The sequence below is a fragment of the Klebsiella sp. RIT-PI-d genome, assembly GCF_001187865.1.
GTDB lineage: Bacteria > Pseudomonadota > Gammaproteobacteria > Enterobacterales > Enterobacteriaceae > Superficieibacter.
In genome coordinates, this window is record NZ_LGIT01000009.1 from 1,382,401 (window position 1) to 1,396,305 (window position 13,905).

Consider the following 13,905-nt stretch of genomic DNA (forward strand, 5'->3'; position numbering starts at 1 on the left):
TCATTCCACGATTCGCTTCATGATATAGAAATAAAAAGCAAAAAAAACCCAGGAATATTAGTACCTGGGTCCGTAAACGTATTGTTTTAAATTAGCGGCGAGCGCGTACTATCTGATATTTGCGCGTCAGGTATTCCACCGGCGCGCTCCAGATATGCACCAGACGTGAGAACGGGAACAGGACGAACAGCGTCATGCCCAGTACCAGATGCATACGGAAGATAAAGGCTACTCCGTCGAGATGAGCAGATGCGCCGCCGTGGAACGTTACCACCGATTGCGCCCAGCCGACCAGCTTCATCATCTCACTGCCGTCCATATGCTGCGCGGAGAAAGGAATGGTTAGCAGACCGAGCGTGCACTGGACCATCAGCAGGGTCAGGATCAGAATATCGGCTCCGGTAGTGGTGGCCCGGATACGCGGGCTGAACAGGCGGCGTTTCAGTAACAGCAGTCCGCCGACCAGAGTCATGACGCCGCAGGCACCGCCGGCAATCATCGCCATTTTCTGCTTCACCTCAACCGGTAAAAATCCTTCATACATCCAGTGAGGGGTCAGCATACCGAGCAGATGCCCGGCGAAAATCCCAAGAATACCGATGTGAAACAGGTTTGAAGCCATGTTCATCCCTTTACGATCCAGCATCTGACTGGAGCCTGCACGCCAGCTATATTGACCATAGTCATAACGCAGCCAGCTACCAACCAGAAATATCGTGCCCGCCATATAGGGATAGATATCGAAGAAGAACATATTCAGAAATTGCATTATTGCTGTCCTCCAGTGGAGAGATTCAGATATTGCGGGGCCACGGCACCGGCAAAACGACGCTGGTGCGCGGCGATTTCCGACTCACCGCAGCCCTGGTCGGCAAAGAACTTAACTTGTTCTTCTTCCCACACCGCATCCAGCGCCTGCGGGGTATCATCGCGCGCTTCATCGGCGATCTTCTCCGCCACTTTGGCATTGTCAATGGCGGTATTGGCCAGCGTCAGCAGCAGCTCGAACAGTACCGCATAGCGGCTTTCCCGCTGTGTCAGTCGCGCACTCAGCAAGGCCAGAATCGGCGCAATATCCTGTAAGCCGCCCAACGCCTCTTCAACCGGCAACTGTGCCAGATACTCAAGATAGAGCGGCAGATGATCCGGCAGCTCACGGCTGTCGAGATGCAGACCGTGCTGCTCATACTGTGCCATCAAATCCACCATCGCCTGGCCGCGATCGCGGGACTCACCGTGGACATGTTCAAACAGCAACAGCGACGTGGCGCGACCGCGATCGAACAGTTCGCTATAAGCAGACTGCACATCAAGCAGATCCTGAGAGGTTAAATCGCGCAGAAAAATGCCCAGTTTTTGCGCGTCATCTTTACTGAGGTTTTCCGATGATGCCAGCGCCTCAAACAGTTCCTGCTGATGCTGCCACAGGGCAGCATCCGGGTATTCGAGCAGGCGCGAAACAATGACAAGTTCGATCATTGGTGCGGCTCCGTTTTGGTGGTCACATCGATAGCATCAATGCGACGGCTGTTAAACAGGTTGAATTTGCTGTCAGAACCGTGGCAACCGTCACCGAAGGTGAAGCCACAACCGCTCTTCTCAGGAAATGCGTCACGCGCCAGTTCGCGGTGGCTACTGGGGATCACAAAGCGATCTTCGTAGTTAGCAATCGCCAGGTAGCGATACATTTCCTGCGCCTGGGCTTCACTCAAACCCACCTCTTCAAGGGCGCGGGTATCAAGCTTGCCGTCCACCGTTTCAGCACGTTTGTAGTGACGCATCGCCAGCATCCGCTTCAGCGCCAGCAGCACCGGTTTGGTGTCGCCTGCCGTCAGCATATTTGCCAGGTATTCAACCGGGATACGCAGGCTGTCCACGTCAGGCAGAATGCCGTTACTTCCCAGTTCGCCAGCATCCGCCGCCGACTGAATAGGTGACAGCGGCGGAACATACCAGACCATCGGCAGCGTACGGTATTCCGGGTGCAGCGGCAGGGCCAGCTTCCAGTCCATCGCCATTTTATACACCGGCGACTGCTGCGCGGCATCGATGACGCTCTGCGGTACACCATCTTTCAGCGCCTGCGCTATCACCGCCGGATCGTTCGGATTCAGGAAAATCCCCAGCTGACGCTCATAGAGATCTTTCTCACTCTCGGTGCTTGCCGCCTGCTCAATCGCATCGGCGTCATACAGCAGCACGCCGAGGTAGCGAATACGTCCCACGCAGGTCTCGGAGCACACGGTCGGCTGGCCGGCTTCGATGCGCGGATAGCAGAAAATGCACTTCTCGGACTTACCGCTCTTCCAGTTGAAGTAGATTTTTTTATACGGGCAGCCGGTGATGCACATCCGCCAGCCGCGGCATTTGTCCTGATCGATAAGCACAATGCCGTCTTCTTCACGCTTATAAATCGCCCCGCTCGGACAGGTCGCAACGCACGCCGGGTTAAGACAGTGCTCGCACAAACGCGGCAGATACATCATGAAGGTGTTTTCGAACTGGCCGTACATCGCCTTCTGCATATTGTGGAAGTTCTGATCTTTGGCGCGTTTCTCAAACTCGCCGCCGAGGATCTCTTCCCAGTTCGGACCGGTGGTGATTTTGTTCATCCGCTGACCGGTGATCAACGAGCGCGGACGGGCAATCGGCTGATGCTTCCCTTCCGGCGCGTTATGCAGATGCTGATAGTCATAGTCGAACGGCTCATAATAATCATCAATGCCCGGCAGATGCGGGTTAGCGAAGATTTTACCCAGCAGCAGCGCACGATTGCCCATCCGCGGTTGCAGTTTGCCGTTGATTTTACGGATCCAGCCGCCTTTCCATTTGTCCTGGTTTTCCCACTGCTGCGGATAACCGGTACCGGGTTTACTTTCGACGTTATTAAACCACGCGTACTCCATCCCCTCGCGGCTGGTCCAGACGTTTTTGCAGGTGACCGAGCAGGTGTGACAGCCGATGCATTTATCAAGATTCAGCACCATGCCGACTTGTGAACGAATTTTCATTTTACGCTCTCCTGTACCTGGTCATTGCCTTCGCCATCCAGCCAGTTAATATTTTTCATCTTACGCACCACCACGAACTCATCACGGTTGGAGCCGACGGTGCCGTAGTAGTTAAAGCCGTAGGCCAGCTGCGCGTAACCGCCAATCATATGGGTCGGTTTCGGGCTGATACGGGTGACGGAGTTATGGATCCCGCCACGCTGACCGGTGATCTCCGACCCCGGCAGGTTCACGATACGCTCCTGCGCGTGGTACATCATGGTCATCCCCGCCGGTACGCGCTGGCTCACTACCGCACGTGCGGTGAGCGCACCGTTGCTGTTAAACACTTCGATCCAGTCGTTATCTTCAATGCCCAGATCGTTGGCATCCGCTTCGCTCATCCACACAATTGGACCGCCGCGCGACAATGTCAGCATCAGCAGATTGTCGCTATAGGTGGAGTGGATACCCCACTTCTGATGCGGCGTCAGGAAGTTCAGCGCTTTCTCCGGATTACCGTTGGATTTCTCACCCATTACTGCTTTTACTGAGCGAGTATCAATCGGTGGACGATAAACCAGCAGGCTTTCACCGAAATCACGCATCCACTGATGATCCTGATACAGCTGTTGGCGGCCGGACAGGGTGCGCCACGGGATCAGCTCGTGCACGTTGGTGTATCCGGCGTTATACGACACGTGTTCATCTTCAAGGCCGGACCAGGTCGGACTGGAGATAATTTTACGCGGCTGCGCCTGAATATCGCGGAAGCGAATTTTCTCGTCTTCTTTATTCAGCGCCAGATGGGTATGATCGCGACCGGTAAACTCACTTAATGCAGCCCAGGCTTTTACCGCTACCTGACCGTTAGTTTCCGGTGCCAGGGTGAGGATCATCTCTGCGGCGTCAATCGCCGAGTTCAGCATCGGCTGACCTTTTGCCGGCCCCTCTGCTTTGGTGTAATTAAGCTTACGCAGCAGATCCATTTCACTCTGCGTATTCCAGGCAATGCCTTTACCACCGTTACCGATTTTGTCCATCAACGGACCGATGGAGGTAAAGCGCTCGTACGTGGCCGGATAATCACGCTCAACGGTCATGATATGCGGCGCAGTCACGCCCGGGATCAGATCGCATTCGCCTTTTTTCCAGTCTTTAACATCCAGCGGCTGCGCCAGTTCAGCGGCGGAGTCATGTTGAATGGGCAGCGTAACAACGTCAGTTTCTTTGCCCAGATGCCCGACGCAGACTTCAGAGAATGTCTTCGCGATACCCTTATAGATATCCCAGTCGCTTTTTGATTCCCACGCCGGATCAACCGCGGCAGACAGCGGATGAATAAACGGATGCATATCCGAGGTATTCATGTCGTCTTTTTCATACCAGGTGGCGGTCGGCAGCACGATGTCTGAATAGAGACAGGTGCTCGACAGACGGAAGTCGAGAGTGACAACCAGGTCGAGTTTGCCGTCAAGGCCGTTATCGCGCCATTCCACTTCTTCTGGTTTAACGCCGCCCTGTTTGCCCAGATCTTTACCCTGAATACCGTTTTCGGTGCCCAGCAGATACTTCAGCATGTACTCATGGCCTTTACCGGAAGAGCCGAGCAGGTTTGAGCGCCAGATAAACAGGTTACGCGGATGGTTTTTACCGTTTTCCGGCTGCTCAGCCGCAAAGCGGATCGAGCCTTCTTTCAGCGATTTCACGGTATAATCGACCGCCGTCATCCCGGCTTTTTCCGCTTCACGAGCAATGTACAGCGGGTTAGTGCCTAACTGTGGCGCAGAGGGTAACCAGCCCATACGCTCGGCGCGAACGTTGAAGTCAATCAGATGCCCGGTGTAACGCGCCGGATCGGCCAGCGGAGAGAGCAGCTCTTTCGCCGTCAGCGATTCATAACGCCACTGGCTGGAGTGGTTATAGAAGTAAGAGGTGCTGTTCATGTGGCGCGGCGGACGCTGCCAGTCAAGGGCAAACGCCAGCGGTTGCCAGCCGGTTTGCGGACGCAGTTTTTCCTGGCCCACATAGTGCGCCCAGCCGCCGCCGCTTTGACCAACGCAGCCGCAGAAAATCAGCATATTAATCAGACCACGGTAGTTCATATCCATGTGATACCAGTGGTTCATCCCGGCACCGACGATAATCATCGAACGACCGTGCGTTTTGTCGGCGTTATCAGCAAATTCGCGAGCGGTGCGAATAATATTTGCGCGCGCTACACCGGTAATTTTTTCAGCCCATGCCGGCGTGTAAGCTTTGATCTCGTCATAGCTGCTGGCGCAATTATCATCGCCCAGCCCCCGCTCCAGACCGTAGTTTGCCAGCGTCAAATCATAAACTGTGGTTACCAGAGCCGTACTGCCATCCGCCAGTTGCAGACGTTTTACCGGCAGTTTATGCAGCAAAATGTTTTGCAGCTCAACTTTATTGAAATGCTCGGTACCTTCCCCACCAAAGTACGGGAAGCCCACTTCTGCGATATCGTCATGACTGCCCAGCAGACTGAGATTCAGCTCAGCCTCTTTGCCTGAGGTACCATCACGTTGTTCAAGGTTCCATTTGCCTTTTTCACCCCAGCGGAAACCAATTGAGCCATTGGGTGCGATCATCTCGCCGTTGCTGGCGACAGCCACGGTTTTCCACTGTGGATTATTCTCCTGGCCCAACGCATCCACCAGATCGGCGGCGCGCAGCATACGACCTGCGGCATAATAACCGTCGCGCGCTTCCAGCATCACCAGCATCGGCATGTCGGTATAGCGGCGAACATAGTCGGTAAAGTACTGGCTTGGGTTGTCGAGATGGAATTCGCGCAGCATGACGTGGCCCATTGCCATTGCCATCGCGGCGTCGGTACCCTGTTTGGGTGCCAGCCACAGATCGCAGAGCTTGGCGATTTCGGCATAGTCCGGGGTGATGGCCACAGTCTTGGTGCCTTTATACCGAACTTCAGTAAAGAAGTGGGCATCCGGAGTACGCGTCTGCGGAACGTTTGACCCCCAGGCAATGATATAGCTGGAGTTGTACCAGTCGGCGGATTCCGGCACGTCAGTTTGCTCGCCCCAGGTCATCGGCGACGCAGGCGGCAGGTCGCAATACCAGTCATAGAAGCTCAGGCAGGTACCGCCAATAAGCGACAGATAACGTGCGCCGGAGGCATAAGAAACCATCGACATCGCCGGGATCGGCGAGAAGCCCGCTACGCGGTCGGGGCCGTAGGTTTTCACGGTATAGACGTTAGACGCCGCAATCAGTTCGTTAACCTCCTGCCAGGAGGAGCGGACGAAGCCGCCGCGACCACGTGCCTGTTTAAAACTTTTGGCTTTATCGCTGTCTTCAATAATGGACGCCCAGGCATCAACCGGATCGCTGTGCTGGACTTTCGCTTCGCGCCACATTTTCATCAGCCGTTTGCGCATCAGCGGATATTTCAGACGGTTTGCACTGTAGAGATACCAGGAGTAGCTGGCCCCGCGCGGACAGCCACGAGGTTCATGGTTTGGCATATCCGGACGCGTACGTGGGTAGTCGGTCTGCTGCGTTTCCCAGGTCACCAGACCGCTTTTTACATAGATTTTCCAGCTGCATGAGCCGGTGCAGTTTACGCCGTGGGTAGAACGCACCACTTTGTCGTGCTGCCAGCGCTGGCGATAGCCTTCCTCCCAGTCGCGGTTGGTCTCAAGAAGCTGTCCATGCCCGTCGGCAACAGTCTCACCCTTCTGTTTGAAGTAGCGAAACCTGTCCAGGAATTTACTCATCTGGTCTCTCCTGTGTGGAGCCTGGCGGCTCTCTGATAAATCGACATTGCTGAATATGGGCTGAAATTAACCTTTTGAAACATCGGGGGAATTGACGGCGATCAATGCGTGACGGGTTCTTGATTGAGCAAAAATTAACAACTACTCCTAAAGTGGCATAAAATCTTATTTTCCAAGCCTTTGATTTAAATAATTTTTTTGATTACTGGATCTGATTTCGTGAGCCTTTTTCATTTCACCGGGTATTAGGGGGTAGACCCACCTTCATGAAAAACCAGGTGCCGCTGCCGCCGCGATGAATATTGTCCGCTTAATAAGTATGTTGTAACTAATTGGCAAATAAAAAAAGCGCGGCTTTCACCGCGCAGGATAATCAAACATTACTTGTTATTATATTTTTTACGTCCGTATACCACCCACGTGATTGCTACGCAGGCAATATAGAACACGAGGAACACCTTCATCGCCCCGGCTGGTGAGCCAGTAAGCGCCAGAGAGGTACCAAATGCTTTAGGAATAAAGAAACCGCCGATGGCCCCAATTGCGGAGATAAAACCCAGCGCGGCTGCGGTATCCGTTGCGGCCTCGCGTGTTGCCTGCTCGTCGGTGCCACCCGCCGCTTTAACCCGCTCTACGGTCATTTTACGGAACAGGAACGCAATCATCTGAAAACTGGACCCGCTTCCCAGACCGGCGGTTAAGAACAGCAGCAGGAAGACGCCAAAGAAGGCAATAAAATTACCGTCGCTGCCGGCAGACGGCAAGGTCAGGAACAGCAGTCCGCTGAAAATCGCCATAAAGATAAAGTTGACCAGGGTGACGCGGATCCCGCCCAGGCGGTCGGACATCGCTCCGCCAACGGAACGTGCCAGCGCGCCCACCAGCGGACCAAAAAAGGCAAAGTGCAGAACGTTAACCTCCGGGAACTGTGTTTTAGACAGCATGGCAAAGCCTGCTGAAAACCCGATAAATGAGCCGAAGGTGGCCAGATACAGAAAACCAAGTATCCAGAGGTGCCCGCGTTTAAGCACCGGCAACTGGGATCGGAAAGAAGCCTTAGAAGTCGCCAGTTCATTCATGCCAAACCAGGCCGCAAGGGTAAATACCATTAAAAAAGGCACCCAGATCCAGGCGGCATTTTCGAGATAAAGAAGAGAGCCATCCGGCTGTTCGACCCCGGTTCCGCCAAAAACAGCAAAAATAGAGAGTGAAATGGCCAGCGGCGCAATCAGTTGCATTACACTGACGCCAAGATTACCAAATCCGCCGTTAATGCCTAATGCCCCGCCCTGTTTTTGTTTGGGAAAGAAGAAGCTGATATTGGCCATACTTGAAGCAAAGTTTGCTCCGGCAAATCCGCACAGCAGAGCGATAATAATAAACGTGCTAAACGGCGTGGAGGTATCCTGCACGGCAAATCCCAACCAGATGCACGGGATCACCAGTATACCGGTACTGAATGCCGTCCAGCGGCGCCCTCCGAAAACGGGCACCATAAAGGAGTAAGGAACACGCAGCAGCGCCCCGGAAACCGACGGTAGTGCCGTCAGCATGAACAGCTCATCGGTTGTGAAATTAAATCCGACCTTATTAAGATTGACCGCCACTGCACTAAACAACATCCAGACGCAAAAAGCCAACAATAGACAGGGAACGGAGATCCACAAATTGCGGCTGGCCACACGGTGGCCCTGCTGCTGCCAGAATTGCGGATCTTCCGGACGCCAGTCGGTAATAACCGAGCCAGAATCCCGGGTCGGGACGCTTGAGTGACTCATAGACACCTCTGATTATGAATATTTACCTCAGACACCATAGGGTTTCTCACCGGAGGTAAGTTGATATAAATCAAAGGAAAAGTCAGACATATCAGGATGCTAAAATAGCGATCACTCTTAATGAGTAGAGTAAAGCGGTAAAAAAGATGTGGTTTTTCACCGTCCTGTCAGAATTTACTCATTATCTATTCTCACACTCCTGACTTCTGGCAATAAAGGAGTAATCCTTTAGAGGTATGGGTATACTCCGGGTGATGTTTCAGAATAGCCGCACGCCCGGAACACAATCCCGGTCAGGAGCCCTTTCCTCATGTTTAAACGCCTGTTCACGCCGCTGACGCTGGTTAATCAATTAGCCTTGATTGTCCTGCTTTCTACCGCCATTGGTATCGCCAATATGGCCATTTCCGGCTGGCTTATTCAGGGAGTCCAGGGTAGCGCACATGCGATTAACAAAGCCGGTTCGCTTCGAATGCAGAGCTACCGTTTGCTCTCTGCGATCCCGCTTCGCCCGCAGGACGGTGAGCTGCTGGCGCAGATGCAGCGCACCGCGTTTAGCGAGGAGCTGGCGCATGCAGCGCAGCGGGACGGAAAAGTCAGCCAACTGACCGCGCTGCAGCAGTACTGGCAAACGGAACTGTCCCCGGATCTTCAGCGCGCGCGCGACCCGCAAACGGTGAAAGGCGAGATCGTCAACTTTGTGGACCGCATTGACGATCTGGTGACGGCGTTTGATAGCGCTACCGAAACGCGCATCCAGAGCGTGGTATGGCTTCAGCGCGCGATGGCCGTTTTTATGGCTCTGTTGCTGGTATTTACGATTATCTGGCTGCGGGCCCGTCTGCTGCACCCCTGGCAACAGCTCCTGCAAATGGCGCGTGCAGTGAGTCACCGCGATTTTACTCAACGCGTTCATATTAGCGGGCGCAACGAGATGGCAACGCTTGGCACCGCGCTCAACAATATGTCGATGGAGCTGGCCGGAAGCTACGCGGTTCTGGAACAGCGTGTGCGGGAGAAAACCGCCGGGCTGGAGCAAAAAAATCAAATTTTGTCTTTCTTATGGCAGGCCAACCGTCGCCTGCACTCACAGGCCACGCTATGTGAACGTCTTTCCCCGGTACTGAATGGTTTACAGGGCCTGACCTTACTGCGTGGAATTGAAGTGCGGGTGTATGACATGGAAGATGAAGATAATCATCAGGAATTTACCGGCAATTCCAGTATCCGCTGCGATGATATCGGCTGTCATTTATGCCCGCGGGATATTCCGCCGGCGGCAGGCGGCGGCACCACGCTGAAATGGCGACTGACCGATGCGCATACCCAATACGGTATTTTGCTGGCCACCCTTCCCGCCGGATGCCATCTGAGCCACGATCAGCAACAGCTGGTTGATACGCTGGTTGAGCAATTAACCGCCACGCTGGCCCTCGATCGCCATCAGGAGCGCCAGCAGCAGTTAATGGTAATGGAGGAGCGTGCCACCATTGCCCGCGAACTTCACGATTCGATTGCCCAGTCGCTCTCCTGTATGAAAATGCAGGTAAGCTGTCTGCAAATGCAGGATGAAGGTTTGTCCGAGAGTAGCCGCCAGCTGTTAGGACAGATTCGTCATGAAATCAACACCTCCTGGGCGCAGCTTCGCGAACTGTTAACCACTTTCCGCCTGCAGCTTAGCGAGCCTGGCTTGCGACCGGCACTGGAAGCCAGCTGTCTTGAGTACAGTGCGCATTTTGGTTTCCCGGTTCAGCTTGATTATCAGCTGCCGCCACGCTTCGTGCCTTCTCATCAGGCCATTCACGTGCTGCAAATCGCCCGTGAAGCGCTCAGTAACTGCCTGAAACATGCGGGGGCAAGCGAAGTCAGCGTGACCGTTATGCAAAAAGATAATCAGGTCAAACTGGTGGTGACGGATAACGGCTGCGGCGTGCCGGACAGCGCAGAGCGCACCAATCACTATGGCCTGATTATCATGCGCGACCGGGCACAAAGCCTGCGCGGTGATTGCCAGGTCCGCCGTCGCGAAAGCGGTGGTACTGACGTTATTGTCAATTTTATCCCCGAAAAATCACTTTCATTACCCCAAGGAGATATCCATGAATCAACAGGAACGGGCGACCATCCTGCTTATTGACGATCATCCGATGCTGCGTACCGGCGTCAAGCAACTGATCAGTATGGCGCAGGATATTCAGGTGGTGGGTGAAGCCAGCAACGGCGAACAGGGTATTGAGCTGGCAGAGGCTCTGGATCCCGACCTCATCCTGCTCGACCTTAATATGCCGGGCATGAACGGTCTTGAAACGCTTGATAAGCTGCGCGAGAAAACACTGTCCGGGCGCATCGTGGTCTTTAGCGTTTCTAATCATGAAGAAGATGTGGTTACCGCGCTGAAGCGCGGGGCAGATGGTTATTTACTCAAGGATATGGAGCCGGAAGATCTGCTGAAGGCGCTGCAACAGGCTGCTGCCGGGGAGATGGTACTGAGCGAGGCGTTAACCCCGGTACTGGCTGCCAGCCTGCGGGCTAATCGCGCCACCTCGGACCGGGATGTCAACCAGTTAACGCCCCGCGAGCGCGATATTCTGAAGCTGATTGCCCAGGGACTGCCGAACAAAATGATCGCCCGTCGCCTCGACATTACCGAGAGCACCGTGAAAGTGCACGTCAAACATATGCTGAAAAAAATGAAGCTGAAATCACGCGTTGAAGCCGCCGTCTGGGTTCATCAGGAACGTATTTTTTAATACTGTATACCTTCATTTTTAAAGGTCACCAGCGGTTCACTCAGCGTCAGCACGATCTCATTGGATGAGACGCGCTGCCCGCGTTCATCCTCAACCACCACCGCCAGCCGCCAGCGGTTTGGTGCACCCGGCGTTTCATCCCATGCAGGCATAATAAGGGTCCATCCTTCAGCCGAATTCCCCTTTGCTGGTGGCGTCAGACTTAACGGCTGTGTATCACCCTGCCACTGTAATGATTTAATACCATAGCGGCTGCGGATCTGCATTTTAAGTGCCACCGTCTCGCCTGATTTAAGATCCCACGGCGGCGTGGCCAGAAACACCGACAGCGTTTTATGCTGCCGCGATTCCATCACCGGCAACGTGCTGCGCTGAACCTCATCATAACGACTTCCGCGCAGTGAACGGCTGGCGGCAACTTCACTGGCCTCAAGCTGCTTTTTCAGCGGCACGCCGAAACGGTAATTGAGCTTTAACCCAACGTTATTCTGGCTGGTGCCGCTTTCGCCCTGCTTATGCTGCGCGCTCACGGTGACCAGCGGTATTGGGGTGTAATCCAGCCCCAGCTTGACCGCCAGCGGATTATGCTCCCCCGAGCCATTACTGAACAGATCGACACTGTTGCCGAAATACTGCTCCAGACTGAGACGGGTATTAAGATGCTGCCAGAAGGGCAGCCGCGCTGCCGCAGTGACGTCGTAGCCCCGCGCCATTCGCTGCTGGACCGTCATGGAGCTGTCATGCCAGCCCCGGAGCGGTTCATAGTAATTCGCCGACAGACGCAAATATTCCCCCCACGCCTCGGCGCCCAGCCCGGCGCGGGAAATATTTTCATCAAGCAGATTATCGTAAAAGGTGTTGTAGCCCAGCAGCCAGTGACCCGCGGTCCAGCGCTGTCCGATGCCGGCATTACTCACCAGTCCCTCTTCCTGACGAGTCAGGCCAAACTGCGTCCAGCTCAGACGATGCTCACGATCCTCAATCGGCAGGAACCAGCTTCCGTGACTGCCGGTAAAATCGCCCTCATCGTTGACCTGTAATTCGACGCTGGCACTGGCACCCGGCGACAGCCAGCTTTGTAATTGCTGATTAACCTGCGAGCTTAACGCGTCGCGGGCCTGACTGATGGCAAAGATTCGGGCCTGCTCGCCGGTATCTAGTCCGTTGTCGGTCATACTGGCTTCACCAAAGGCCTTAACCATTTCGGCAAAGCTTTTTTCGCCCTCATGCGAAGGCTCCGCCAGCCCTAAATCCGGCAGGCCATCCTGATTATTATCGAACGGATTTTGCGCCTGCTGAACGAACGATCCTTCAGCACAGGCGCTGCCGCGTGCCAGCAGCAAGAGTATTATCGCAGGTAACGCGATGCGGAAGTGACTGGACATTAACCCCGGAGAGTACAGGAACGTGAGCGGCATCACACTACCTTAGCCTTTTTGCCGACTATTTTCACCTGCGGGCGAAATTTCAGGAAAAAGCCTAACGTTGCCGCTGCGGTTTAACTACAGTTAAGGCGTCATTTACTGGAGCGCATGGTCATGTTAACTACCCTGAAACCTCTGTTATACGGCGCGCTGTTTCTGTATGTGGGCGGAGCTGCCGCCGATCCGCTTTTTATGCTGCAATCGCCCGCGTTCGCGGATAACGCCATGATGGATCAACAATTCGCGGGTAACGCCCGTGATAATCCAAATTGTACCGGCAAAAATAATTCACCGCCGCTGGTGTGGAGCAATCTCCCGCAGGAGACCAAAAGTCTGGCGCTAATAGTCCACGACTCTGAAGGGGCGAAAGGGCTTGGCGTCACGCATCTGGTCGCCTATAACATTCCACCGTCAGCCACCGGCTTCGCTGCCAATGCGCTACAGGAGGGTAAAGGGTATACCGGCGGCAAAAATACGCCGGGTAACGATCGCTGGCACGGCCCCTGCCCGCCGCCCGGAACCGGTGCCCATCACTATGTGTTTACGCTGATTGCCACAGCACAAACGCCTGACCTGCCCGCCGGGTTGACCCGGGAGCAACTGTTCGACAGGCTGAAAGGCAAAACGCTGGCGGCAACCGGGTTGATCGGCCGCTTTGGTCAGTAAGCCTGCGGGCGATATATTGATATCCGGCGTTGGAAGACTGAGCATTGCGCGTTAGCATAGTCTGCTCAATCCCGTAGTGTATGAAAGGAATATCCATGCAACGTATTGTCATTATTGCCAATGGTGCGGCTTACGGTAGCGAGTCGCTGTTTAACAGCCTGCGTCTGGCCATTGCCCTGCGCGAGCAGCAGTCGGATCTCGATTTGCGCGTGTTTCTGATGTCAGATGCGGTAACGGCGGGCTTACGCGGTCAGAAACCGGCCGAAGGCTACAATATCCAGCAGATGCTGGAGATCCTGACCGCCCAGAACGTTCCGGTAAAGCTGTGCAAAACCTGTACTGACGGGCGTGGGATCACCAGTCTGCCGCTGGTTGACGGCGCACAAATCGGCACGCTGGTCGAGCTTGCCAGCTGGACGCTTGAGGCTGACAAGGTATTAACATTTTAATTGTGTAGCCCCGCTTCATATTTTTTTCTTATGGCTTAATTCCGGGCATCAAGTTTACCTGCCGTGTTGCCGATACATTTTCAAACA

The 13,905-nt window shown here is 54.4% G+C and carries 10 protein-coding genes; 4 read left to right on the plus strand and 6 right to left on the minus strand.

What is annotated here, in order from left to right; translation table 11 throughout:
* Window positions 1–91: 91 nt before the first annotated feature.
* The 5 genes from narI to AC791_RS12940 all read right to left on the minus strand — a co-directional run bounded on the left by narI (window position 92) and on the right by AC791_RS12940 (window position 8,529).
* Window positions 92–769 carry a respiratory nitrate reductase subunit gamma gene (gene narI / locus AC791_RS12920; protein WP_049840826.1) on the minus strand — a complete coding sequence of 226 codons (678 nt, stop codon included), beginning with the start codon at window positions 767–769 and terminating at the stop codon, window positions 92–94.
* Window positions 769–1,479 (minus strand): nitrate reductase molybdenum cofactor assembly chaperone, encoded by a 711-nt coding sequence (gene narJ, locus AC791_RS12925; RefSeq protein ID WP_049840827.1) that lies wholly within the window; start codon window positions 1,477–1,479, stop codon window positions 769–771. Before narJ ends, narI begins: the two co-directional genes overlap by 1 nt.
* The gene (gene narH / locus AC791_RS12930; RefSeq protein ID WP_049840828.1) at window positions 1,476–3,011 is read right to left on the minus strand and encodes a nitrate reductase subunit beta; all 1,536 of its coding nucleotides are present in this window, start codon (window positions 3,009–3,011) and stop codon (window positions 1,476–1,478) included. Before narH ends, narJ begins: the two co-directional genes overlap by 4 nt.
* Window positions 3,008–6,751 (minus strand): nitrate reductase subunit alpha, encoded by a 3,744-nt coding sequence (locus AC791_RS12935; RefSeq protein ID WP_049840829.1) that lies wholly within the window; start codon window positions 6,749–6,751, stop codon window positions 3,008–3,010. The genes narH and AC791_RS12935 overlap by 4 nt, the downstream gene beginning before the upstream one ends.
* Before the next feature lie 380 nt (window positions 6,752–7,131).
* Complete coding sequence (locus tag AC791_RS12940) at window positions 7,132–8,529, minus strand: NarK family nitrate/nitrite MFS transporter (protein ID WP_049840830.1); 1,398 nt, start codon at window positions 8,527–8,529, stop codon at window positions 7,132–7,134.
* A gap of 310 nt (window positions 8,530–8,839) precedes the next feature.
* Between AC791_RS12940 and narX the strand changes: the two genes are divergently transcribed.
* Window positions 8,840–10,666 (plus strand): nitrate/nitrite two-component system sensor histidine kinase NarX, encoded by a 1,827-nt coding sequence (narX, locus tag AC791_RS12945; RefSeq protein ID WP_049840831.1) that lies wholly within the window; start codon window positions 8,840–8,842, stop codon window positions 10,664–10,666.
* Window positions 10,629–11,279: a two-component system response regulator NarL gene (narL, locus tag AC791_RS12950; protein WP_049840832.1), complete on the plus strand. Its 651-nt coding sequence runs from the start codon at window positions 10,629–10,631 to the stop codon at window positions 11,277–11,279. The genes narX and narL overlap by 38 nt, the downstream gene beginning before the upstream one ends.
* Here the strand turns inward: narL and AC791_RS12955 are convergent.
* Window positions 11,276–12,664, minus strand: a complete 1,389-nt coding sequence (locus tag AC791_RS12955) for a YchO/YchP family invasin (protein ID WP_049841632.1) — start codon at window positions 12,662–12,664, stop codon at window positions 11,276–11,278. The genes narL and AC791_RS12955 overlap by 4 nt on opposite strands.
* 153 nt (window positions 12,665–12,817) lie before the next feature.
* On the opposite strand from AC791_RS12955, the gene AC791_RS12960 reads away from it, so the two are divergent.
* Together AC791_RS12960 and AC791_RS12965 are read left to right on the plus strand one after the other, a co-directional pair.
* Complete coding sequence (locus AC791_RS12960) at window positions 12,818–13,369, plus strand: YbhB/YbcL family Raf kinase inhibitor-like protein (protein ID WP_049841633.1); 552 nt, start codon at window positions 12,818–12,820, stop codon at window positions 13,367–13,369.
* 95 nt (window positions 13,370–13,464) lie between these two features.
* Entirely contained in the window at window positions 13,465–13,818 is a 354-nt protein-coding gene (locus AC791_RS12965) for a DsrE/DsrF/TusD sulfur relay family protein (protein ID WP_049840833.1), read from the plus strand.
* The last annotated feature ends 87 nt before the right edge of the window (window positions 13,819–13,905 follow it).

Bases quoted from the DNA above. Each gene is read 5' to 3' on its own strand.
- AC791_RS12965 (WP_049840833.1), top strand. From the start codon at position 13,465: ATGCAACGTATTGTCATTATTGCCAATGGTGCGGCTTACGGTAGCGAG.
- AC791_RS12955 (WP_049841632.1), bottom strand. From the start codon at position 12,664: ATGTCCAGTCACTTCCGCATCGCGTTACCTGCGATAATACTCTTGCTG.
- narJ (WP_049840827.1), bottom strand. From the start codon at position 1,479: ATGATCGAACTTGTCATTGTTTCGCGCCTGCTCGAATACCCGGATGCT.
- AC791_RS12940 (WP_049840830.1), bottom strand. From the start codon at position 8,529: ATGAGTCACTCAAGCGTCCCGACCCGGGATTCTGGCTCGGTTATTACC.
- narL (WP_049840832.1), top strand. From the start codon at position 10,629: ATGAATCAACAGGAACGGGCGACCATCCTGCTTATTGACGATCATCCG.
- narX (WP_049840831.1), top strand. From the start codon at position 8,840: ATGTTTAAACGCCTGTTCACGCCGCTGACGCTGGTTAATCAATTAGCC.
- narI (WP_049840826.1), bottom strand. From the start codon at position 769: ATGCAATTTCTGAATATGTTCTTCTTCGATATCTATCCCTATATGGCG.
- narH (WP_049840828.1), bottom strand. From the start codon at position 3,011: ATGAAAATTCGTTCACAAGTCGGCATGGTGCTGAATCTTGATAAATGC.
- AC791_RS12935 (WP_049840829.1), bottom strand. From the start codon at position 6,751: ATGAGTAAATTCCTGGACAGGTTTCGCTACTTCAAACAGAAGGGTGAG.
- AC791_RS12960 (WP_049841633.1), top strand. From the start codon at position 12,818: ATGTTAACTACCCTGAAACCTCTGTTATACGGCGCGCTGTTTCTGTAT.